The 20692-nt window shown below is 69.5% G+C and carries 15 protein-coding genes and 1 pseudogene; 6 read left to right on the forward strand and 10 right to left on the reverse strand.

Annotated features, from left to right (window positions below):
- Positions 1–239, reverse strand: a pseudogene (locus tag ACWC1K_RS46450) (cytochrome ubiquinol oxidase subunit I); the annotation flags it as partial.
- Positions 236–1195, reverse strand: coding sequence for an aa3-type cytochrome oxidase subunit II (gene ctaC, locus ACWC1K_RS46455; RefSeq protein ID WP_450839797.1), 960 nt, complete (start codon positions 1193–1195; stop codon positions 236–238). The pseudogene ACWC1K_RS46450 and the gene ctaC, both read right to left, overlap by 4 nt.
- A gap of 286 nt (positions 1196–1481) precedes the next feature.
- Between ctaC and ACWC1K_RS46460 the strand changes: the two genes are divergently transcribed.
- On the forward strand, positions 1482–2861 hold the full coding sequence (locus tag ACWC1K_RS46460) for an aminotransferase class V-fold PLP-dependent enzyme (protein ID WP_450839799.1): 1380 nt from the start codon (positions 1482–1484) through the stop codon (positions 2859–2861).
- A 1-nt stretch (position 2862) separates the two neighbouring features.
- Here ACWC1K_RS46460 and ACWC1K_RS46465 read toward each other — a convergent pair whose 3' ends face one another.
- Positions 2863–3837, reverse strand: coding sequence for a carbohydrate kinase family protein (locus tag ACWC1K_RS46465; protein WP_450839800.1), 975 nt, complete (start codon positions 3835–3837; stop codon positions 2863–2865).
- Positions 3838–3974: 137 nt separating this feature from the next.
- Here ACWC1K_RS46465 and ACWC1K_RS46470 point away from each other — a divergent pair, with 137 nt between their 5' ends.
- The gene (locus tag ACWC1K_RS46470; RefSeq protein WP_450839802.1) at positions 3975–4184 is read left to right on the forward strand and encodes a hypothetical protein; all 210 of its coding nucleotides are present in this window, start codon (positions 3975–3977) and stop codon (positions 4182–4184) included.
- 186 nt (positions 4185–4370) lie between these two features.
- Positions 4371–6422 (forward strand): hypothetical protein, encoded by a 2052-nt coding sequence (locus ACWC1K_RS46475; protein WP_450839803.1) that lies wholly within the window; start codon positions 4371–4373, stop codon positions 6420–6422.
- Between the two features lie 95 nt (positions 6423–6517).
- Here ACWC1K_RS46475 and ACWC1K_RS46480 read toward each other — a convergent pair whose 3' ends face one another.
- Positions 6518–6874 carry an iron-sulfur cluster assembly accessory protein gene (locus ACWC1K_RS46480; protein WP_030582488.1) on the reverse strand — a complete coding sequence of 119 codons (357 nt, stop codon included), beginning with the start codon at positions 6872–6874 and terminating at the stop codon, positions 6518–6520.
- A 280-nt stretch (positions 6875–7154) separates the two neighbouring features.
- Between ACWC1K_RS46480 and nadA the strand changes: the two genes are divergently transcribed.
- Positions 7155–8339, forward strand: coding sequence for a quinolinate synthase NadA (nadA, locus tag ACWC1K_RS46485; RefSeq protein WP_450839805.1), 1185 nt, complete (start codon positions 7155–7157; stop codon positions 8337–8339).
- Positions 8340–8454: 115 nt separating this feature from the next.
- Here the strand turns inward: nadA and ACWC1K_RS46490 are convergent, their stop codons facing one another.
- Positions 8455–11940 (reverse strand): CHAT domain-containing protein, encoded by a 3486-nt coding sequence (locus ACWC1K_RS46490; protein ID WP_450839807.1) that lies wholly within the window; start codon positions 11938–11940, stop codon positions 8455–8457.
- A gap of 486 nt (positions 11941–12426) precedes the next feature.
- On the opposite strand from ACWC1K_RS46490, the gene ACWC1K_RS46495 reads away from it, so the two are divergent.
- The gene (locus ACWC1K_RS46495; protein WP_450839809.1) at positions 12427–13191 is read left to right on the forward strand and encodes a hypothetical protein; all 765 of its coding nucleotides are present in this window, start codon (positions 12427–12429) and stop codon (positions 13189–13191) included.
- A gap of 99 nt (positions 13192–13290) precedes the next feature.
- Here the strand turns inward: ACWC1K_RS46495 and ACWC1K_RS46500 are convergent, their stop codons facing one another.
- The 5 genes from ACWC1K_RS46500 to ACWC1K_RS46520 form a co-directional block, all read right to left on the reverse strand.
- Positions 13291–16455 (reverse strand): efflux RND transporter permease subunit, encoded by a 3165-nt coding sequence (locus ACWC1K_RS46500; RefSeq protein WP_450839810.1) that lies wholly within the window; start codon positions 16453–16455, stop codon positions 13291–13293.
- A 164-nt stretch (positions 16456–16619) separates the two neighbouring features.
- Positions 16620–17300, reverse strand: coding sequence for a response regulator (locus ACWC1K_RS46505; protein ID WP_450839811.1), 681 nt, complete (start codon positions 17298–17300; stop codon positions 16620–16622).
- A complete protein-coding gene (locus tag ACWC1K_RS46510) occupies positions 17297–18520 on the reverse strand; it encodes a sensor histidine kinase (RefSeq protein WP_450839813.1) in 1224 nt (407 codons plus the stop codon). The genes ACWC1K_RS46505 and ACWC1K_RS46510 overlap by 4 nt, the downstream gene beginning before the upstream one ends.
- A 131-nt stretch (positions 18521–18651) precedes the next feature.
- Positions 18652–18930, reverse strand: coding sequence for a PspA-associated protein PspAA (pspAA, locus tag ACWC1K_RS46515; protein WP_450839840.1), 279 nt, complete (start codon positions 18928–18930; stop codon positions 18652–18654).
- Positions 18931–18961: 31 nt separating this feature from the next.
- The gene (locus ACWC1K_RS46520; protein ID WP_398952107.1) at positions 18962–19726 is read right to left on the reverse strand and encodes a PspA/IM30 family protein; all 765 of its coding nucleotides are present in this window, start codon (positions 19724–19726) and stop codon (positions 18962–18964) included.
- A gap of 251 nt (positions 19727–19977) precedes the next feature.
- Here ACWC1K_RS46520 and ACWC1K_RS46525 point away from each other — a divergent pair, with 251 nt between their 5' ends.
- Positions 19978–20652, forward strand: a complete 675-nt coding sequence (locus ACWC1K_RS46525; protein ID WP_450701100.1) for a DUF3043 domain-containing protein — start codon at positions 19978–19980, stop codon at positions 20650–20652.
- Positions 20653–20692: the final 40 nt, after the last annotated feature.

Raw genomic sequence — 20692 nt, forward strand, 5'->3', positions numbered from 1 at the left:
TCGTTCGACATGATCTGCAGACCAGGTCGAGCCAGCTCGGCGCGCATCAGCAGCGCCATCACGCCGCCGATCAGGAAGAACGCGAACGACGTGACGAGGTACAGCGTTCCGATCGTCTTGTGGTCAGTGGTGGTGAGCCACTTGATGACCACGTTGCCGGGCTGCTTGCGCCGGACCGGCAGCTCGTCCGTGTAGTGGGACTCCGCCGCGGCGCCCTGGGGTTCGTTGACGATGCTCACAGGTTGTTCGTCTCCCGGTTCTTCTCGTGGCTCGTCTGCGCGATGCCGGCGGGAACGTAACCGGTCTGGCCCTTCTTGGCGAGGTCCTGGAGGTGCTTCTGGTAGACGTCCGGGGAGACGACCTTCACGTTGAACAGCATCCGGGAGTGGTCGACGCCGCAGAGCTCGGCGCACTTGCCGAGGAAGGTGCCCTTCTTGTTGGGGGTCACCTGGAAGGCGTTGGTGTGGCCCGGGATGACGTCCATCTTCATCAGGAACGGCACCACCCAGAAGGAGTGGATGACGTCACGCGAGGTGAGGACGAAGCGGACCGTCTTGCCCTCGGGGAGCCAGAGGGTCGGCCCCGGGCCGCCGTCCGGGTTCTTCGAGGCCGGCGTACCGACGTCGTAGACACCGCCGGCGTTCGCCGGGAACGCGTTCTTGAACCGGTCCGGAATGGCGGCCAGGTTCTTGTCGGTCTTCGCATCGCCGGTGACACCGGGCACGGGCTCGATGTAGTTGAAGCCCCAGCTCCACTGGAAGCCGACGACGTTCACAGTGACGTCGGGCTTCTTGTCGGTGAGGCTGAGCAGCTTCGACTCGTCGCGGGCCGTGAAGTAGAAAAGCACCGAGACGATGACGAGCGGAACCACCGTGTACAGCGCCTCGATCGGCATGTTGTACCGGGTCTGCGGAGGAACTTCGACCTTCGTGCGGCTGCGCCGGTGGAAGAAAGCACTCCACAGGATCAGGCCCCACACCAGCACGCCGGTGGCGAGCGCGGCAGCCCAGGAGCCCTGCCACAGGGAGAGGATCCGCGGAGCCTCTTCCGTGGTCGGGGTGGGCATACCAAGGCGGGGGAAGTCCTTGTATGTGCAACCGGTGGCGGTCGCCAGGACCAGGCCCGCGGTCATTGCCTGCAGCAGCTTCCGCCGCATCGGGCGCCGCGGCGAGCGGTCGGAGCCGTTGGGACTCACGTAGCGCCTTCCCGAGAGTCTCGCCCGCGCGGTTGGCTGCGGCCTGCCTTCTTCGGTGGTCGGTCGCCGCCCTGCGTCGGGCAGGGGTTTGGATGTTTATGCGGACCAAACCCTAGCCGACGCTCTTCGGGGGTTCAGCGGGAGGGGTGCCTAGTCACTCCGTGGGTTCGCTGGATTGGCGGGTGCGGGTTGTTTGTGGCTGGTCGCGCCCCGCGGCGGAGCCGCTGATGTCACTGTCCCGCGCCCCTATAGGCCTGTTGCCCAGCCCCACGTTTACCGTTGCCGTGTGTCCTACTTTGACGCTGCATCCGGCGCTCCTCTCCATCCCGTTGCCCGGCAGGCGCTCTTGGCCTCGCTTGATGAAGGGTGGGCCGATCCCGCGCGTCTGTACAGGGAGGGGCGGCGGGCCCGGATGCTGCTGGACGCCGCGCGGGAGGCCGCCGCTGAGGCCGTGGGGTGCCGTCCTGACGAGCTGGTCTTCACCTCATCCGGCACTCGGGCCGTGCATGCCGGGATTGCGGGGGCGTTGGCCGGGCGTCACCGGGTTGGGCGTCACCTGATCGTGTCTGCGGTCGAACACTCCTCGGTGCTCCATGCGGCTGACACGCACGAGGCCGGCGGTGGGAGCGTCACGCAGGTCGAGGTGGACCGGCAGGGCAGGGTGACGCCCGCGTCGTACGCGGAGGCCCTCCGCCCGGACACCGCGCTGGCCTGTCTTCAGTCCGCCAACCACGAGGTGGGCACCGAGCAGCCGGTGGCCGAAGTGGCTGCCGTGTGCCGGGAGTCCGGCGTGCCCTTGCTGGTGGATGCGGCGCAGTCGCTGGGGTGGGGTCCGGTCGAGGGCGACTGGTCGCTGCTCGCGGCCAGTGCGCACAAGTGGGGCGGCCCCTCGGGGGTGGGGCTGCTCGTCGTACGAAAAGGTGTGCGGTTCGTGTCGCAAGGGCCTGCGGACGAGCGGGAGTCGGGGCGGGCCGCCGGGTTCGAGAATCTGCCCGCGATCGTGGCGGCCGCGGCCTCGCTGCGGGCGGTGCGGGCGGAGGCGGAGCAAGAGGCGGTACGGCTGCGGGAGCTGACGGAGCGGATCCGGGTGCGGGTGCCGCGGTCGGTGCCGGACGTGGAGGTGGTCGGTGATCCGGAGCGGCGGCTGCCGGGGATCGTCACCTTCTCCTGTCTCTATGTCGACGGGGAGACATTGCTGCACGAGCTGGACCGGGAGGGTTTCTCCGTCTCCTCCGGGTCGTCCTGCACCAGCAGCACGCTGACGCCCAGCCATGTGCTGAAGGCGATGGGGGTGCTGAGTGAGGGGAATGTGCGGGTTTCGCTGCCGATGGGGACGCCGCAGGAAGACGTCGAGCGGTTCCTGGAGGTGCTGCCGGGGGCGGTGGCGGGGGTACGGGAGAAGCTGGGGGCGCCGGCTGCGGCGGCGACCGTGCGGCAGGACGACGCCCTGGTCGTCGACGCGCTCGGCAAGCGCTGCCCGATCCCCGTCATCGAGCTCGCCAAGGTCATCGGGGACGTGCCGGTGGGCGGCACGGTGCGCGTCCTGTCCGACGACGAGGCGGCGCGGCTGGACATCCCGGCCTGGTGCGAGATGCGGGGCCAGGAGTACGTGGGTGAGGAGCCGGCGGACCGCGGTGCCGCGTACGTGGTCCGCCGGGTCTCGTAGATCAGGCCAGGTGCTTCTGGACCTCGGCGGCGGCCTCGTCGCCGTAGGCCTTGGTGAAGCGGTCCATGAAGTGGGCGCGGCGCAGCGTGTACTCCTGGGTGCCGACCGTCTCGATGACGAGCGTGGCGAGCATGCAGCCGACCTGGGCGGCGCGCTCCAGGGAGACGCCCCAGGCGAGGCCGGAGAGGAAGCCGGCGCGGAAGGCGTCGCCGACGCCCGTGGGGTCGGCCTTGCGCTCCTCCTCCGCGCAGCCGACCTCGATCGGATCCTCGCCGGCCCGCTCGATGCGGACGCCTCGGGAGCCGAGGGTGGTGACGCGGTGACCGACCTTGGCGAGGATCTCGGCGTCGCTCCAGCCGGTCTTGGACTCGATCAGGCCCTTCTCGTACTCGTTCGAGAAGAGGTACGTGGCGCCCTCCAGCAGTATCCGGATCTCGTCGCCGTTCATCCGGGCGATCTGCTGGGAGAAGTCGGCGGCGAAGGGGATGGACCGGGAGCGGCACTCCTCGGTGTGGCGGAGCATCGCCTCCGGGTCGTCGGCGCCGATCAGGACGAGGTCGAGACCGCCGACGCGGTCCGCGACGGTCTTCAGCTCGATCTGGCGGGCCTCGCTCATGGCGCCCGTGTAGAACGAGCCGATCTGGTTGTGGTCCGAGTCCGTGGTGCACACGAAGCGGGCGGTGTGCAGGGTCTCGGAGATGCGGACCGAGTCGGTGTCGACGCCGTGCCGGTCCAGCCAGGCGCGGTACTCGTCGAAGTCGAAGCCGGCGGCGCCGACCAGGATCGGGGTCGTGCCGAGCTGACCCATGCCGAAGGCGATGTTGGCGCCGACGCCGCCCCGGCGTACGTCGAGGTTGTCGACCAGGAAGGAGAGCGAGACCGTGTGCAGCTGGTCCGCGACGAGCTGGTCGGCGAAGCGGCCGGGGAAGGTCATGAGATGGTCGGTGGCGATGGAGCCGGTGACTGCGATGCGCACGGCGGGGACTCTCCTGTGAGAGACGGGAGGGTGGATTGACAGTTCACGCTACCGGGTCGTAGCCGGGCTCTGAAGTGGCCGAAACTACCCGATAGTAGATCTTTCTTCACCGGCTTCGACGTGCATACGGTTCGGCTATGACGAACCTGAAGGTCCATGCCCCGGTCCCGGTCGACCTGGAAGGCGACCTCGCGTCGCTGCGCGGCGACTGCGCCCGGATGGTCCCCCACTGGGCCGCCCCCGACCGCATCACTTCCCGCCCGGTCTCCCCGTCACTCATCCACGGCGTGAGCGTGCCGTCGAAGTCGGCCCGCCTGCTGGACTCCATGTCGGACTACGGCGACTGAGGACGGCGCGCAGTCCGCCACGGCCCGGTAGCCGCGCCGGCGCACAGGAAGGGAACCGCGCGCTCCTCCGCTGCGTCCCATCGCCGTCCCCCGCCGAGGGGATGTGCGATACGACCCTCCCGCAGCCCTTTTTGACAGGGTCGGGTCAGGGTCACAGGACAGCTGTGCAGGTGAAGGAGCGATGCGGTGAACACCGAGCGACCCGACAACGACGCCCCGGACGAGAACGGCACCGCCGGCTCCACCGAGGAGCAGGGTGCCGTGGAGGAGCAGGGCGCCGTGGGCGCCGGAGCTCCGGGCGTCACGGAGGGCGCAGCGGGCGCTCCTGGGGTGGAAGCCGGCGCGGAGAGCACTGCGGCTGGCGCGGAGAGCACTGCGGCCGGCGCGGAGAGCACTGCGGCCGAGGGGGAGGACGCCGCGGACGAGGCGACCGCCGAGGCAGAGGAAACCGCCGCGGGCGAGGAAGCCGCAGCGGCCGCCCCGATCAACGAACCCACCGCAGACCGGACGACCACCGCGGCCGGAGCGACCGCCCCCGTCGAGGGACCCGCCGCGGACGAGGCGACCGCCGAGGCAGAGGAAACCTCCGTGGTAGGGGCGAGCGTCGGGACCCGAGAAACCGCCGCGGCCGCGGCGACCGCCCCGGTCGAGGAGAGCGAGGTCGCCGAGGACGCCAAGGGGCCGGCCGTCGCCGAGCCTCCGATCGCCGTCGGTGGTGACACCGAGGTTCCCGACGCCACCCCCGATCCGGACGCCGAGGCGCCCCGCCCGGCGCGTCGCCGCTCCCCCGTGCTCATCGCCTCCGTCGCCGCTGCCGTGCTGCTGGTGGGCGGTGGCGGGGCGTACCTCACCGCGTCGGCCGTCGGCGGGTCCGGTGGGCGTACGAATTCGGGCGCCTCCGGTGACGGCACCACTCCCCCGCCGCTCGCGCTCGACGGTTACTCCGAGGGGGGTACGAACGGGATCGCGCCCGGGGAGCCCAACCCGTACGGCGTGCAGTACAAGGCCGACGGCACCCTGCCCGAAGGGCCGGACTCGGCGCCCGTGTACCGGGCGGCCGGCGAGGTCACCAAGGACGAGGTGGCGCGGCTGGCCAAGGCCCTCGGGCTGGACGGGACGCCGGTGGCGCAGGGCCAGGCCTGGCAGGTCGGGCCGGACAGGGACGGGTCCGGGCCGAGCCTCGTGGTGGACAAGCAGGCGCCGGGGACGTGGACGTTCCACCGGTACGCGGCCGGTACCGACGACTGTGGGAGCGCCATCGTCTGTACGAAGGATCCCGCGAACCCGGCCGGTGCCACGGTGAGCGAGGCCGCCGCGAAGAAGGCCGCGGCGCCGGTGCTGAAGGCGGTCGGCCAGGACGACGCGAAGGTGGACGCGGGCCAGGTCATGGGCGCCCAGCGGGTGGTGAACGCGAACCCCCTGGTCGGCGGGCTGCCCACCTACGGCTGGACGACCGGGCTGACCGTCGGCGCCCAGGGCGAAGTGGTGGGCGGCAGCGGACAGTTGAAGGCGCCGGTGAAGGGCGACACGTATCCCGTGCTGGGCGCGCAGAAGACGCTGGACCTGATGAACTCGGCGCCCAGGACCGACCACCGCATGGGCATCGGCGGCTGCGCCAGCCCCGTACCGCTGAAGGACCGGCTGGAGGCGCCGTGCGGGCAGTCGTCGTCCGGGGCGGGCGCGACGCCGCAGGGGCAGACCGTCACCGTCGACGGTGCGGTCTTCGGGCTGGCCGTGCATGCGGTGGACGGGCGGCAGGCGCTGGTGCCGTCCTGGCTGTTCCAGGTGAAGGGCGCGGGCGCGCAGAACGGCTTCACGGTGACGTATCCGGCCGTCGACCCGAGGTACCTGGCCTCGAACTCGACGACGCCGTCCGGGGAGCCCACCCCCTCGGCGAGCGCGCCTGGCGGCGGGCCGTCCTCGGCGCCTGCCACCCGTGACGTCAAGGTGGACTACTACACCACCGACGGCAAGGAGCTGAGCCTGGGCTTCACCGGCGGTGTGTGCGCCGACTACAGGGCGACGGCGAGCGAGAGCTCCGACAAGGTGACCGTGAAGGTGACCGAGACACCCTGGAAGGGCAGGATCTGCATCATGATCGCCAAGGCGATCGACCAGACGGTGCACCTGGACGAGCCGCTGGGCGACCGGAAGGTCGTGGGCACCGACGGCAAGGAGATCCAGCTGCCGAACCCGGGGCAGCGGCTGCCGGGACAGACGACCGGCGGAGTGCAGTAGCCCGCCGGACACGCGAAGGCGGCGGCCCTGTCGGAGGGGGCCGCCGCCTTCGGTCTGTTCAGTTGTCGGGCAAGCCGGAGGGCTTACCGCGGGGCTTAGCTGAAGGAGTCGCCGCAGGCGCAGGAACCCGTCGCGTTCGGGTTGTCGATCGTGAAGCCCTGCTTCTCGATGGTGTCGACGAAGTCGATGGACGCGCCGCCCAGGTACGGGGCGCTCATGCGGTCGGTGACGACCTTGACGCCGCCGAAGTCCTTGACCACGTCTCCGTCGAGGGAGCGCTCGTCGAAGAAGAGCTGGTAGCGCAGGCCGGAGCAGCCGCCGGGCTGAACGGCGACACGCAGGGCCAGGTCGTCACGGCCTTCCTGGTCGAGCAGGGCCTTGACCTTCGCCGCGGCGGCGTCGGACAGGATGATGCCGTCGGTGACGGTGCTGGTCTCGTCCGATACGGACATCTACATCTCTCCCGGGTTGTACGGAGACTGCTTGCCGACTGGTGCAACCGGCAAGGCCGCGGATTCATTCCGGGCCGGGCGCCTGTTTTTCGGCGCCTCCTTCATGCTCGCACATGCGATGGCGAGCGGAAAACGGCTCATCGGGATTCATGTCACATCGACGCAATGACCATCGTCAAACTGACGTGAAGCGGGTTATGATAGATAGCGTCAGTTAGACGAGAAGCATGTCCGCAGTACCTCCAGCAGAACCTCCCGCAGAACAGAAAGGGTGCGTGTCGTGACCACCGCCCAGACCCCGGAGCTCGACGTACAGCCGACTCCTCTCGCCCTGCTGCTGCTCGGCCGCGAGGCCGACCCGAAGAGCGAACGGGGCGTCGAGTGCCCCGGCGACCTGCCGTCCCCGTCCGACCCGGACCTGGTGGCGCGCGCCCGCGCGGCCAAGGAGAAGCTCGGCGACAAGGTCTTCGTGCTCGGCCACCACTACCAGCGCGACGAGGTCATCCAGTTCGCCGACGTCACGGGTGACTCGTTCAAGCTGGCCCGGGACGCGGCGGCGCGTCCGGAGGCCGAGTACATCGTGTTCTGCGGTGTGCACTTCATGGCGGAGTCCGCGGACATCCTGACGTCCGACGACCAGAAGGTCGTCCTGCCGGACCTCGCGGCCGGGTGCTCGATGGCGGACATGGCCACCGCCGAGCAGGTCGCCGAGTGCTGGGACGTGCTGACCGACGCGGGGATAGCCGAGCAGGTCGTGCCCGTCTCGTACATGAACTCGTCCGCGGACATCAAGGCGTTCACGGGCAAGCACGGCGGCACGATCTGCACCTCGTCCAATGCCAAGAAGGCCCTGGAGTGGGCCTTCCAGCAGGGCGAGAAGGTGCTCTTCCTGCCCGACCAGCACCTCGGCCGCAACACCGCCGTCCGCGACATGGGCATGTCCCTGGAGGACTGCGTCGTCTACAACCCGCACAAGCCGAACGGCGGGCTGACGGCGGACGAGCTGCGCGCCGCGAAGATGATCCTGTGGCGCGGCCACTGCTCGGTGCACGGCCGGTTCTCGCTGGACTCGGTCAACGACGTGCGCGAGCGCATCCCGGGCGTGAACGTGCTGGTCCACCCGGAGTGCAAGCACGAGGTCGTGGCCGCGGCGGACTACGTCGGCTCGACGGAGTACATCATCAAGGCCCTGGAGGCCGCGCCCGCCGGTTCCAAGTGGGCCATCGGCACGGAGCTCAATCTCGTACGCCGGCTGGCGAACCGTTTCGCTCCCGAGGGCAAGGAGATCGTCTTCCTCGACAAGACGGTCTGCTTCTGCTCGACCATGAACCGCATCGACCTGCCCCACCTGGTCTGGGCGCTGGAGTCCCTCGCCGAGGGCAACCTGGTCAACCGGATCGAGGTCGACAAGGAGACCGAGGCGTTCGCGAAGCTGGCGCTGGAGCGGATGCTGGCGCTGCCGTAACGGGCTTCAAGGGTCGGGCCCTGCGGAGTGGACACAGCCCGGCCCCCTCATCAGCCTCTCCTGTGCGAGGCTCCTCATACATGCACATCGGGCCGTAGGCGCACATCACACGCCCCTACGGCCCGATGTGCATGTATGAGGCCCATGCGATGAGAGGGACCGGTGCGGGGCCGGTACGGAGTTCCGTGAGGGCGTTGTGCAGCGCCGTGGCGGCTTCGGAGGGGTTCTGGCCAAGGCCGGCATAGACCGCATGCGCCACCTTGGGGGCGATCGGATCGCGAACGGACCAGAGGGTGCCGATGACGTGCCGGTAGCCGGCCATGTGGAAGGCCGCCGCCACATGCATGGCCTCGTCGGCGACGTCGACGCGGCCGCGCGCCGTATGACAGGCCGACAGGAAGGCGAACTCCGCGCCCTCCACCGGCTCGGCGGCGATGTCGAGCACCGAGAGGCGGCCGTCGCTGAGAACGACCCCGTTCCGTGTCGGATCGGCGGAACCGTACGTCCCATGGCAGGCGAAGTGCACCCAGGTGTGCTGCCGCATCGCCGCCTTCACACGATCACATTCGGCCTCCTCGTCCTGGAGCAGCAGGCCCTCGGGAAACTGCTGCCTCAGCACGGCCAGTTCCCGGGGAACCGCGGGCAGGTCCCTCAGCTCCTCGTCCGACGACGACGGCGGTGTACGGCTCATCCCGACCGCGAGCATCCGGTGGCTTCCCGGGGCGGCCGGTGGGCGGGAGCGCGCGTGGATCAGTGAGGTGAGGGTCGGCGTGTACGAGGATATGACACGATCGGCGGTCGTGGGGCCGCCCGGGTGGTGCCCGGCTGCGTGCAGCGGCAGCAGGCCGAGCGGGCCCGTCGGACACCACCAGATCCGGGGCGGTCCCACTGCCGCCTCCGAGCCGTCCGGGAAGAGGGTGCCGAGCACGGGGCCGACGATCTCGTCCCAGAGCCATCCGGTGGTTGCGAGCAATGTCTGCCGTGAGTGGATCAACCGCTCCGGATCCGCCGGTCCCGTCCCGGCCCCGGCCGTCGCCTGCACGAAGGCATGCGCTCGATGGAGCACCTCGTCGAAGTCGAGCGTCGGCAGGGGTAACACCAGCAGGTCGTCGTGGTCCGGCCGCAGCACGAGCGCGTCGCAGCGGTGTCGGCTGACGTTGACGACGACCACCGGCCCCCGGTCCGCTGCCCGCCGCAGTTCGGCGAATTGGGGGACGCGCAGGAACGTGCCGAAACCGGGCAGGCTCCGTATCTCCGACAGGAGTTCGGCATGTCGCTCGGCCAACCGCAAGCGTTGGGTCAGCTCCGTGGGAACGTACTCCGAAGCCTGATCCGCCATGTCGCGGTTCGAACTTCCCTGGAAATGAACGATGTTCTGGTCGAGGAGTCGGCACACCTCGTTGAACTCCTCGGCGAGCCGGGGATGCTCCTCGCTCAGGGCGCGCCAGTCGCCGCGGGTCTCCATGAGATGCGCCCAGAGCACCGACCTGCCCTGCTCCAGCAGCCGTAAGGCCTGCTCCGGGGCGTCCTGGGCGAGAGCTGCCGCGGCGGCATCACTCGCCAGCCCTGGATACTGGCCCAGCTGGTACAGCTGGGAGAAACGGTCCAATCCCCGCCAGGCGAGTCGCGGCAGCAACTCCTCGATGGCGGTCCGGTAGCTCTCGAGCGCATCGGAGCGTCCGCCCCGCACGCACAGATCGGCGTGTGACACGCATGCGCTCAGACGCACAGCGGTGGATGCCCATGCCTCGTCGGCCACTTGGCGGAAGACCTCAACGGCTTGGTGCAGGTACTGCGGATCGCCGTCGTACTCGAATCGGTCCTGCAGCGCCCGCGCGAAGTTGAAGCGGAGATACGAGGCGATCGGAGTGTTCCGAGGTGCGGAGCCCAGGCAGGCCCGGAACACCGCAAGGGCCTCGTCCAGGTCACTCGGATCGTTCGTCCGATGGAAGCGCTTCAACAAACTGCCCGCAAGGTTCGACCGACGCCCCGGCAGGTCCGGATGCTGTGCCGGAGTAGCTTCCACCGCGGCTCGCGCGGCCCGGATCGCTTCGTCGGTTCGCTCGGCGTCGTCGCCGAAGTTCGACCACAAGCTCAGTGCGGTGGCGAGAGTACCCAGGTAGTTGTGGCGCGCCCGGTCATCGTCCTCCGCGAGTTCCACCGCCTGGCGAGCCAGGAAGACCGCTGTCTGAGCCATGCTGGACACATCCGTGGCCTCCGCCTGCAGCCGCGCGGTGACCGAGAGATTGGACAGGATCATGGGATTCTCAGCCCCACCTGCTTCGAATGCGGTCATCCCGTGCAGCATCGCGGCACGCAGGTCGTCCCGGCTGCCGGTGCGTTGGTAACGCAAGCGCAGCGCGATCATCAGGTCCGTGTAGATCATCGCCCGCTCGGGGTGATCGGCGGGGATCTGCTCGGATACCCGCTGGCCCGTCTCGATCGCCCGGTCGAGGTCCTCGACAGCACCCGTGGCCGCGTAGCGCACCCGAAGGACGGCGGACAGATTGCCGACGTGGAGGTACACGTCCGGGTTGCCGGACGGCACCGCGTCAACGGCTGCCTCGGTCAGTCTGATCGCCTCGTCGAGATCGCCGATGTCCCCGGACCTGCCGAACCGGGCACGATAGCGGTTGCCGAGGGCGGCCAGGAGGCCGTGGTGTTCGGGCGCGGCCCGGGCAAGGTCGATCGCCCGCTGGAAGTCGCCGGGGTCGCCGTGGCGATCCCATCGTTCGAGGAGCAAAATGCCCAGGGACGCGGAGACCGTGGGCGCCAGGTCGCCTACAGACGGCATGCCCAAGGCCCCCTCCAGCAAGGCGATTCCGTCCTCCATGTCGTCCTCGCTGCGCGTGCGGTGATAACGGCCCGACAGCATCACACCGAGGTTCCAGGAGAACTGGACGTGATGTGAGTGCGCGGGGCCGCCCGTCTCGATCGCTTCCCGCATCAGGGAGATACCGGCATCGCTGTCAGCAAGGTCCTCGGACAGGTCGAACCGCTGGTGCAGGGCGACGGCCAGGTACCCCAGGCAGAGAGCCCTGGCATTCTCCGTTGCGATCTCGACCGCCCGCCGACCGATGGTGACGGCCCGGTCGGCGTCCTGGAAGTTCCTCGTCCTCTGTGCCCGAAGTGTGGTCAACGAGCAGACGTTGGCGAGGTAAACAGCCCGTTCCAGCGCGGTGTCGGCCTTGTCGGACGCCTGCTGGGACAGGTCAATGGCGTCGTCGAGTACACGGAGGTCACCAGTGCGCACATGCCTGGCCATCAGTTGTAACGAACGGGCCGCCAGTTCCCCGGGACGATCCTGCCGTTGCTCCTGGAACACCGCCTCCACTTCGGCCGGGACCAGGTCGGGCCGAGTCGTTCGGAGCATCTGGAACAGGCCCAGCGCGATGCGGTAGTCGCTGCCCCGCGGATCGGGCGGCACCTGCGCGCTGTGGCGGGCCCAGTGCAACGAGGCGACCACATGCACGGCTTCCGCCTCGTACGGGGGGCCGGCTGACTGCATGAGTGCGTTCGCCTCGTTCACCGCCTGTTCGTCCTGCACCTGGCTGCGGTCCCCGGCGGCGAACGCGTGCAGGCGCCGGCGCAGTGCCCTCATCAAGTCGCGCCTCAGAGTGGCAGCTCCTCACGGCTTGGATGTACAGATCCCGCTGACAACTTGCGACGTCCACCCGTAGGCTAGCCGCCCTTGAGCACAACATGTGATGTTCTGCAAAAACGGGTGGGTAATGGACGAACTTGAAGCCCGCGCCCTGCTCTGCCGGCTCCTGCCACGTCTGCGAGCCAGCGCGGAGACAGGTCGTTGGACGGCCAGACTCGATGCGGCACTCGTCCCCGTGCGGAACGGAGGCTCAGCGACGGAAGCTTTCACGAGCCTCGGCCTCGAATCCGATGCGGACGAAGCACTCGGCGGTGAGCGAGGCGGCCCCGGCCCCCAGTCCCTCTGGGGCGGCAAGCGAGCAGAGGTCACCGGTGCATACGTGTGTCCGGGCGCACCCCCCTGCACCAGGCGCAGCGGGCGGGACGCCGACGGCAGGCCACCCGTGTGCGACCTCAGTGACGTCCTCATGACCTTCCGGCAGTCGTGAACACGTTCCTGGCCGAGCTGAGCAAGAAGCTGGCCGAACGCTGGTTGTCCCTGCTCGTCCTCCCCGGCCTGCTCTTCCTGGGCACGGCGTGGGTGGCCCGGACGCTCGGGCATGCGCATGCGCTGGACCGCCGGGTGGCGTTCGACACCGCACAGGAGCAAGCACAAGCGCTCGAGGGCAAGCCGGTGCAACTCGGCGTCCTGGTGGTGGCCGTGCTGCTCGGTGCCGCAGCGGTCGGACTCCTCGCCAACGCCTTGGTGACACCGGTGGAGCATGTGTGGCTGGGCCAGTGGCGCATGCCGTTCCGTCCCCCGCCCCCGAACCCGCGCACCTGGATCGGCAAGCGCATGGCCCTGCTCGACAAGCGGATCAGCAGGCAGTACTTCGGGTTGCAGGTCTCGCTCGCCTGGCCACGGCTGTGGCTGGTGCTGGAGGAGGACACGCGCAAGGCGGTGGGGAGCTTGCAGGAGCGGATCGGATCGGCCTGCACGCTGGCGGGCTGGGGGGTGCTCTATCTGCTGCTCGGGATCGTCTGGTGGCCTGCGGCTGTCGTGGGCACGGGTGTCCTTGGAACGGCATGGCGCCGTGGGCGGGAAGCGGTGCACGGCTACGCGTCGTTGGTCGAAGCCGTCGTCGACGTCCGCCAGAGGGATCTGGCGGCCGCGCTGGGTGTGGATCTGCCGCAGGGCGTGGTCACGGCGAGCGAAGCAGCCAAGATCAACGAACGACTGGACAAGGGCCTTCCTGACATGCCCTCATGACGGGGCTCCGCATGCGGTCGGGACCGGCCGCACTCCGTGTCCGCACACGCCGGGCCCGCACATTCGTGCGGGCCCGGCGCAGAACAGCTGGCCGGTCTGCTAGACCCTGGTCGGCTCGGGCTCGTCCGAGGACGAGGACGAGGACGAGGACGACGTAGTGTCCGGGGTCCCCCTTGTCTTGGCCCGCTTCGCCGCCCGCTTCTTCGCGCGGCGCTCCTTGCGCAGTTCCAGCATCGCGTACAGCGTCGGGACGAGCAGCAGGGTCAGCAGCGTCGACGTGATCAGGCCGCCGATCACCACCACCGCCAGGGGCTGGGCGATGAAACCGCCCTCGCCGGTGACGCCCAGCGCCATGGGGAGGAGGGCGAAGATCGTCGCCAGCGCCGTCATCAAGATCGGACGCAACCGGTGGCGGCCGCCCTCCACCACGGCCTCGACGACGCCGTAACCCTGCTTGCGGTACTGGTTGATCAGGTCGATCAGCACGATCGCGTTCGTCACCACGATGCCGATCAGCATCAGCATGCCGATCATCGCGGGGACGCCCATCGGGGTGCCCGTGGCGATCAGCAGGCCGATCGCGCCCGTCGCCGCGAAGGGGATGGAGACCAGCAGGATCAGCGGCTGGGCCAGCGAGCGGAACGTTGCCACCAGCAGCATGAAGACGATCGCGATCGCTGCCAGCATCGCCAGGCCCAGGTTCTTGAACGCGCTGTCCTGGTCGGACGTGACGCCGCCGATCTCGGCCGTGGCGCCCGCCGGGAGCTTCAGGGCCTTGATCCTGGACTGGAGCTTGGTGCTCACCGCGCCCGTGTTGTCGCCCGTCGGCTTCGCGGTGACGGTGGCGGCTCGCTGGCCGTCGATACGGGTCATCGAGACCGGGCCGTCAACCAGCTGCACCGTGGCGATGTCGCCCAGTTTCACCGGGCCGAGCTGAAGGTTCTTGAGCTGGTCCAGCGTCCTCGCCGGGGTCGCCGACTTGATGACCACGTCGCGCTCGGTGTCGTCCAGGATCGCCTTGGCCGCTGTGGTGCCCCTCACCGCCTGGGCGACCGCCGCGCCCAGCGTCTGGTCGTTGAAACCGGCCGCCGCGGCGCGGGAGTTGGCCTTGACCGAGATGCGCGGCACGCTCTGTGAGAGGTCGCTGGTCACGTCCGTGACGTGGTCGAGGCCGGCCACCGCCGCCCGCACCTGCTCCGAGGCCTTGCGCAGGACGTCTCCGTCGGCGGCCTTCACGACCACGCTCAGGTCCTGGTTGCCGAAGCCGTCACCGGCCGAGACCGTCGTCGTACCGATGCCGGAGAGCTTCTTCAGGCCCGACTCGATGGCGTCCTGGACATGTGTGGCCGACGCGTCATCCGCCAGCATGACCTGGTACGACGCGTGGTTGGCGTCCGTGCTGCCGCCGAAGGCCGCCATGAAGCCGGACGAGCCGACCGTCACCTGGTAGTCCTTGACGCCCTTCACCGAAGCGAGCAGCTGCTCGACCTTCTTCGCCTGTTCGTCGGTCGCCGCCAGGCTGGTGCCCGGCTTCAACTCCTGTTTGACGGTGAGGACTTCCTGCTCGCCCTGGTCGAAGAAGTTCGTCTTCAACAGCGGCGCCATGCCGAAGGTGCCCACCAGGACCGCCACCGCCAGCAGGACGCTGGTGAGGCGGCGGCGGGTCGCGAAGCGCAGGACCGGGACGTAGACGCGCTGGAGCCGGCTTCTCGTCTCCTTCTCCTCCGCCTTGCGGCGGGCCTCCTCCGCGTCCTGTGGTGTGCCCTTCGGGGCGCGCAGGAACCAGTACGACAGGACCGGTACGACCGTCAGGGACACGACGAGCGAGGCCAGCAGGGCCGCCGTCACCGTCAGGCTGAACGGGCCGAACAGCTGCCCCACCATGCCGCCGACCAGGCCGATCGGCAGGAAGACGGCCACGGTGGTGAGGGTCGAGGACGTCACCGCGCCCGCCACCTCGCGGACGGCACTCAGAATCGCCGCCTGGCGCTCCTCGCCGTAGCCGAGGTGGCGCTTGATGTTCTCCAGGACCACGATCGAGTCGTCCACGACCCGGCCGATGGCGATCGTCAACGCACCGAGCGTGAGCATGTTCAAGGACAGGTCGCGCGTCCACAGGACGATCAGGGCCAGGACGACCGAGAGGGGGATCGACACCGCCGTAACGAGTGTCGAGCGGACCGAGGCCAGGAAGACCAGGATGACGAGGACTGCGAACAGGAGGCCCAGCCCGCCCTCCGTCGTCAGGCCGCTGATGGCCTTCGAGACCGCCGGGCCCTGGTCGCTGACGACCGTGATCTTCGTTCCGGAGCCCAAGTCCCCCCGGAGGCCCGGGAGTTTGTCCTTGACCGCGTTCGAGATGGCGACCGCGCTGCCGTCGTGGTCCATGGTGACCGTCACGGCGAGGGACGGCTTGCCGTCGGTGCGGGTGATGGAGTCGGCGGGGGCCTGCTGCTGCGTGACCGTGGCCACGTCACCCAGGCGGACCGGCTGAACCGGTTTCCCGGCCGCAGCCGACGTGGCCCCGCCCGTGACCATCAGATCCTGGATCTGGGCGAGCGAGGTGAAGCCGCCGCCGACCTGGACGGTGCGGTTGGTGCCGCTCTCGTCGAAGGAGCCGGCCGGGACGGTCGCGCCGCCCGCCTGCAGGGCCTGCGACAGCGCCTGGACGGTCAGGCCGGCCTTCGCCAGCTTCCTGTCGTCCGGTGTGACGGTGACCTGCAGGTCCCGTACACCGTCGACCGTGACCCGGCCGACGCCGTCGATGTCCTTCAGGTCCGGTACGACGGTCTTGTCGAGCTGGTCGGCGAGGGCCTGCTGGTCCTTGCCGGAGGTGACGGCGAGGACGACGGTCGGCATGTCGTCGGTGGAACCGGCGACGACCTGCGGGTCGACGTCGTCCGGAAGCTGGGCCCGGGACCGGTTGACGGCCTGCTGGACGTCGGCGACGAGCTGCTTGGTGTCGTTGCCGAAGTCGAAGGACGCCATGATCACGGCGTTGCCCTCACTGGCGGTCGAGGTGACGCCCGAAATGCCGTCCACGGCTTCGAGGTTGTTCTCGATGGGCTCCACGACCTGCTTCTCGACGACGTCCGGGGACGCGCCCTGGTACGGCGCGAGGACGGACACCACGGGCAGTTCGATGGAGGGCAGCAGCTGCTGCTTGAGCTGGGGTATCGCGATCGCCCCGAAGGCGAGGGCGATGATGGACATCAGCCCGATCAGGGCCCGTTGCGCGAGGCTGAATCTCGACAGCCAGGACATGGATGAAGGGTCTCTTTCTTCTGTGAGCGGCAGAAGTTCACACGCCGACGCACATGTGAGCGCCCGCCCCTACACCCTGAGCCATCGGCACTCGGTGATCCGTAGGCCCCAGGTCCATTTCCTTATACGGCGCATACTCCGGCCGCAGTACGGCCGGGTCGAGCTCACTCCACCCTCGGACGTACCAGCCCGGACTCGTAAGCGATCACGACCAGCTGGGCCCGGTCGCGGGCGCCCAGCTTGGCCATGGCGCGGTTGACGTGGGTTTTTACCGTGAGCGGGCTGACCTCGAGGCGCTCGGCTATCTCGTCGTTGGAGTGGCCGCCGGCGACCTGGACCAGGACCTCGCGCTCGCGGACGGTGAGCGCCTCCAGGCGTTCGGTGCGGGCGGGGTCGCGGCCGTCGTCCCCGTCGCCCTGGGCGAGGAAGCGGGCGATCAGGCCCTTGGTGGCGGCCGGGGAGAGCAGGGCCTCGCCGCCGGCCGCGATCCGGATCGCGTTCAGCAGTTCCTCCGGCTCGCTGCCCTTGCCGAGGAAGCCGGAGGCGCCCGCCCGCAGGGACTGCACGACGTAGTCGTCGACCTCGAAGGTGGTGAGGATGACGATGCGGACCTGGGCGAGGGAGGGATCGCTGCTGATCATGCGGGTGGCGGCGAGGCCGTCGGTGCCGGGCATCCGGATGTCCATCAGCACGACGTCGGCCCGCTCCTCCCTGGCCAGCCGTACCGCCTCGGCGCCGTCGGAGGCCTCGCCGACGACCTCCATGTCGGGCTCGGAGTCGACGAGTACGCGGAAGGCGCTGCGCAGGAGCGCCTGGTCGTCGGCGAGCAGGACGCGGATGGTCATGCGGTTCCCCCGGAGGTGGCCGTACGGGTCTTGACCGGCAGGATCGCATGCACGCGGAAGCCGCCGCCGTAGCGGGGGCCGGTGGTGAGCGTGCCGCGCAGGGCGGTGACGCGCTCGCGCATGCCGAGCAGACCGTGGCCGCCGCCGCTGTCGGGGGCGTCGTCCTCGCCGGAGCCGTTGTCCAGCACGGTGATCTCCACGTTCGGGCCCACGCGTACGACGCTGACCTCGGCCTTCGCCTCCGTACCTGCGTGTTTCTGGACGTTGGTGAGGGCTTCCTGGATGACGCGGTACGCGGCCAGGCCGACGGCGGCGGGCAGGGTGGTGCCGTTGTCGGCGCGGGCGACCTCGACATGCAGGCCGGCGCTGCGGAAGGTGCCGACGAGTTCGTCGAGGCGGTCCAGGCCGGGGGCGGGTTCCGTGGGGGCCTCGGGGTCGCCGGACTGGCGCAACAGGCCGACGGTGGCACGGAGTTCGTTGAGCGCTGAGCGGCTGGCCTCACGGACGTGGGCGAGGGCTTCCTTGGCCTGGTCGGGGCGTTTGTCCATGACGTGCGCGGCGACGCCCGCCTGGACGTTGACCAGGGCGATGTGGTGGGCGACGACGTCGTGCAGATCGCGGGCGATCCGCAGGCGTTCCTCGGCGACCCGGCGGCGGGCCTCCTCCTCGCGGGTGCGTTCGGCTCGCTCGGCGCGTTCACGGATGGCCTGGACGACGGCACGGCGGCTGCGGACGGCGTCGCCGGCGGTGGCGCCGATGCCGGTCCAGGCGAAGACGCCGAGGTTCTCCTGGGCGTACCAGGGGAGCGGGCCGAAGAGCATGGAGGCGCCGGTGAGGACCGTCATCGTCAGCAGGCCGAGGCGCCAGGTGGTGGAGCGGTCGGTGGTGGCAGCGACGGTGAAGAGGGCGATCACCGCGGACATGGCGACGGGGGCGCGGGGGTCACCGACGACGCACTCGACGAGGGAGACGGTGCCGGTGAGGGCGAGGACCGTCCTGGGGGCGCGGCGGCGGAACACCAGGGCGAGGGCGCCGAGGACCATGAGGACGAGGGCGAGGGTGTCGGGGGTGCGGACGCCCCAGGTGATGCCGTTCTTGCCGTGCGGGTCGACGAAGGAGCCGGCCACCATGCAGGCGAGTACACCGGCCGCCAGGGTCGCGTCCAGCGCGAGGGGGTGCGCCGTCAGGCGACATCTCGTTCGTTCCAGGGTGCCGCTCACGTCTGAACAGTACGGCGTCCCTGCGGGGCTTGGAACGGGGGTCAGCTGCGGCTTCGTTTGTCGCACCCGGCGGTGACGTGCCCGCACTGGGGGCTGCCGCCCCCAGACCCCCGCTTCGGCCTCAAACGGCCTCACCCCGGGATCAAGCCGTCGTCCCTCAGCAGTTCCCTGACCTCCTCCAAGGTCGCGTCCTGGGACGGCAGGATCAGCTCCGACGGCTCCAGGGAGTCGTCGGGCAGGGGCTCGCCCAGTTCGCGGACCTTGGCGAGGAGGGCCTCTAGGGTGCGCCGGAAGCCGGGGCCGTCGCCGTTCTCCATCTCCTGAAGGAGCACGTCGTCCAGCTTGTTGAGTTCGGTGAGGTGGCTGTCGGCCAGCCTCACCTGCCCCTCCCCCATGATCCTGACGATCATGTCGCCCATGTCGGCCTCCTAGGCGTGGGCCCTACTGCTTGTCGAAGCGCGGGGTGTCCTGCGGCTGCTGCTGGGACTGAGACTGCCCTGTGCCGCCCTCGATCGCCTGCTGGGACGAGCCGCCGGCCAGCTCCGCCTTCATGCGCTGCAGTTCCAGCTCCACGTCCGAACCACCGGAGATCCGGTCCAGCTCGGCCTGGATCTCGTCCTTGTGCATGCCGGAGTGGTCGTCCAGGGCGCCCGAGGCGAGGAGCTCGTCGATCGCCCCGGCACGGGCCTGGAGCTGTGCGGTCTTGTCCTCGGCGCGCTGGATCGCAAGGCCCACGTCGCCCATTTCCTCCGAGATGCCGGAGAAGGACTCGGCGATGCGGGTCTGGGCCTGGGCGGCCGTGTACGTCGCCTTGATGGTCTCCTTCTTCGTACGGAAGGCGTCGACCTTGGCCTGGAGCCGCTGGGCCGCCAGGGTGAGCTTCTCCTCCTCGCCCTGGAGCGTCGCGTGCTGCGTCTCGAGGTCGGTGACCTGCTGCTGGAGCGCGGCGCGGCGGGACAGCGCCTCGCGGGCCAGGTCCTCACGGCCGAGCGCGAGCGCCTTGCGGCCCTGGTCCTCCAGCTTGGTGGACTGCGACTGCAGCTGGTTCAGCTGGAGCTCCAGGCGCTTGCGGGAGGTCGCCACGTCGGCGACGCCCCGGCGCACCTTCTGGAGCAGCTCCAACTGCTTCTGATACGAGTAATCGAGGGTTTCGCGCGGGTCCTCGGCCCGGTCAAGGGCCTTGTTCGCCTTCGCGCGGAAGATCATCCCCATACGCTTCATGACACCGCTCATGGGCTTCGCGCGCCCCCTTCTGACGGACTTCCAGCTCCAGCTCTGCGACAGAACCCACAGTACGGGCCCTGCATCCATTGACGCACTGTTCGGGGACGGATGCGCTCATCCCCAAGGACGACTGCAAACGCTCCCGCTCCGGCGTAGGGAGTAGGTGTACCCCCAAGGAGCCCCCCGCGGACTCCGGGGCCGGAAGCACGTGCAACGTCCCCTCTGTCCCTTACATGACGACTGGTGTTGCCGGATCGTTCCCCGCGGGGCTGGGGTCCAACCCCGGCCACCCCGTACCCTTGGGTTTTGTGTTCCGTAGCCGTGCCAAGGAAGAGAAGGCAGCCGTCGTCGACAAGGCGTCGCTGACCGACTCCAAGCAGCCCCGTGACCCGCAGGCGAAGAAGGGTCGGCCCACGCCCAAGCGCAGTGAGGCCCAGTCCCAGCGCCGCAGCGTCGCCAACACCTCGATGACGCGCAAGGACGCCTCCAAGCGTCAGCGCGAGGAGCGCCGTGCCGCGCTGGAGCGGCAGCGCCAGGCGCTGGCCGGCGGTGACGAGCGGTATCTGCCCGCCCGTGACAAGGGTCCGGTGCGGAAGTTCGCCCGCGACTGGATCGACTCGCGGTTCAATGTGGCGGAGTTCTTCCTGCCCATGGCCGTGGTCATCCTGGTGCTGAGCATGGTGCGGGTGGGCGCGCTGCAGAGCATCGCGCTGCTGCTGTGGCTGGTCGTGATCGTGCTGATCGTGCTGGACGCGATCGTCAGCGCCTTCCGGCTGAGGAAGCAGCTCGCCGAGCGCTTCCCCGACCAGAACACCAAGGGCGCCACCCGGTACGCCCTGATGCGCTCCCTCCAGATGCGCCGGCTTCGGCTGCCGAAGCCGCAGGTCAAGCGCGGAGAGCGGCCCTGAGCACTACGTCGTTCTCCGGGGGCGCGGCGGATGCCTGGCT

Source organism: Streptomyces sp. NPDC001492 (assembly GCF_053597275.1).

What these genes read in the sequence shown, in the direction of transcription:
- ACWC1K_RS46480 (WP_030582488.1), bottom strand. Translation starts at nt 6,874, where the DNA reads ATGTCCGTATCGGACGAGACCAGCACCGTCACCGACGGCATCATCCTG.
- pspAA (WP_450839840.1), bottom strand. Translation starts at nt 18,930, where the DNA reads ATGATCGTCAGGATCATGGGGGAGGGGCAGGTGAGGCTGGCCGACAGC.
- ACWC1K_RS46525 (WP_450701100.1), top strand. Translation starts at nt 19,978, where the DNA reads ATGACGACTGGTGTTGCCGGATCGTTCCCCGCGGGGCTGGGGTCCAAC.
- ACWC1K_RS46470 (WP_450839802.1), top strand. Translation starts at nt 3,975, where the DNA reads ATGACGAACCTGAAGGTCCATGCCCCGGTCCCGGTCGACCTGGAAGGC.
- ACWC1K_RS46505 (WP_450839811.1), bottom strand. Translation starts at nt 17,300, where the DNA reads ATGACCATCCGCGTCCTGCTCGCCGACGACCAGGCGCTCCTGCGCAGC.
- ACWC1K_RS46490 (WP_450839807.1), bottom strand. Translation starts at nt 11,940, where the DNA reads ATGAGGGCACTGCGCCGGCGCCTGCACGCGTTCGCCGCCGGGGACCGC.
- ACWC1K_RS46520 (WP_398952107.1), bottom strand. Translation starts at nt 19,726, where the DNA reads ATGATCTTCCGCGCGAAGGCGAACAAGGCCCTTGACCGGGCCGAGGAC.
- ACWC1K_RS46500 (WP_450839810.1), bottom strand. Translation starts at nt 16,455, where the DNA reads ATGTCCTGGCTGTCGAGATTCAGCCTCGCGCAACGGGCCCTGATCGGG.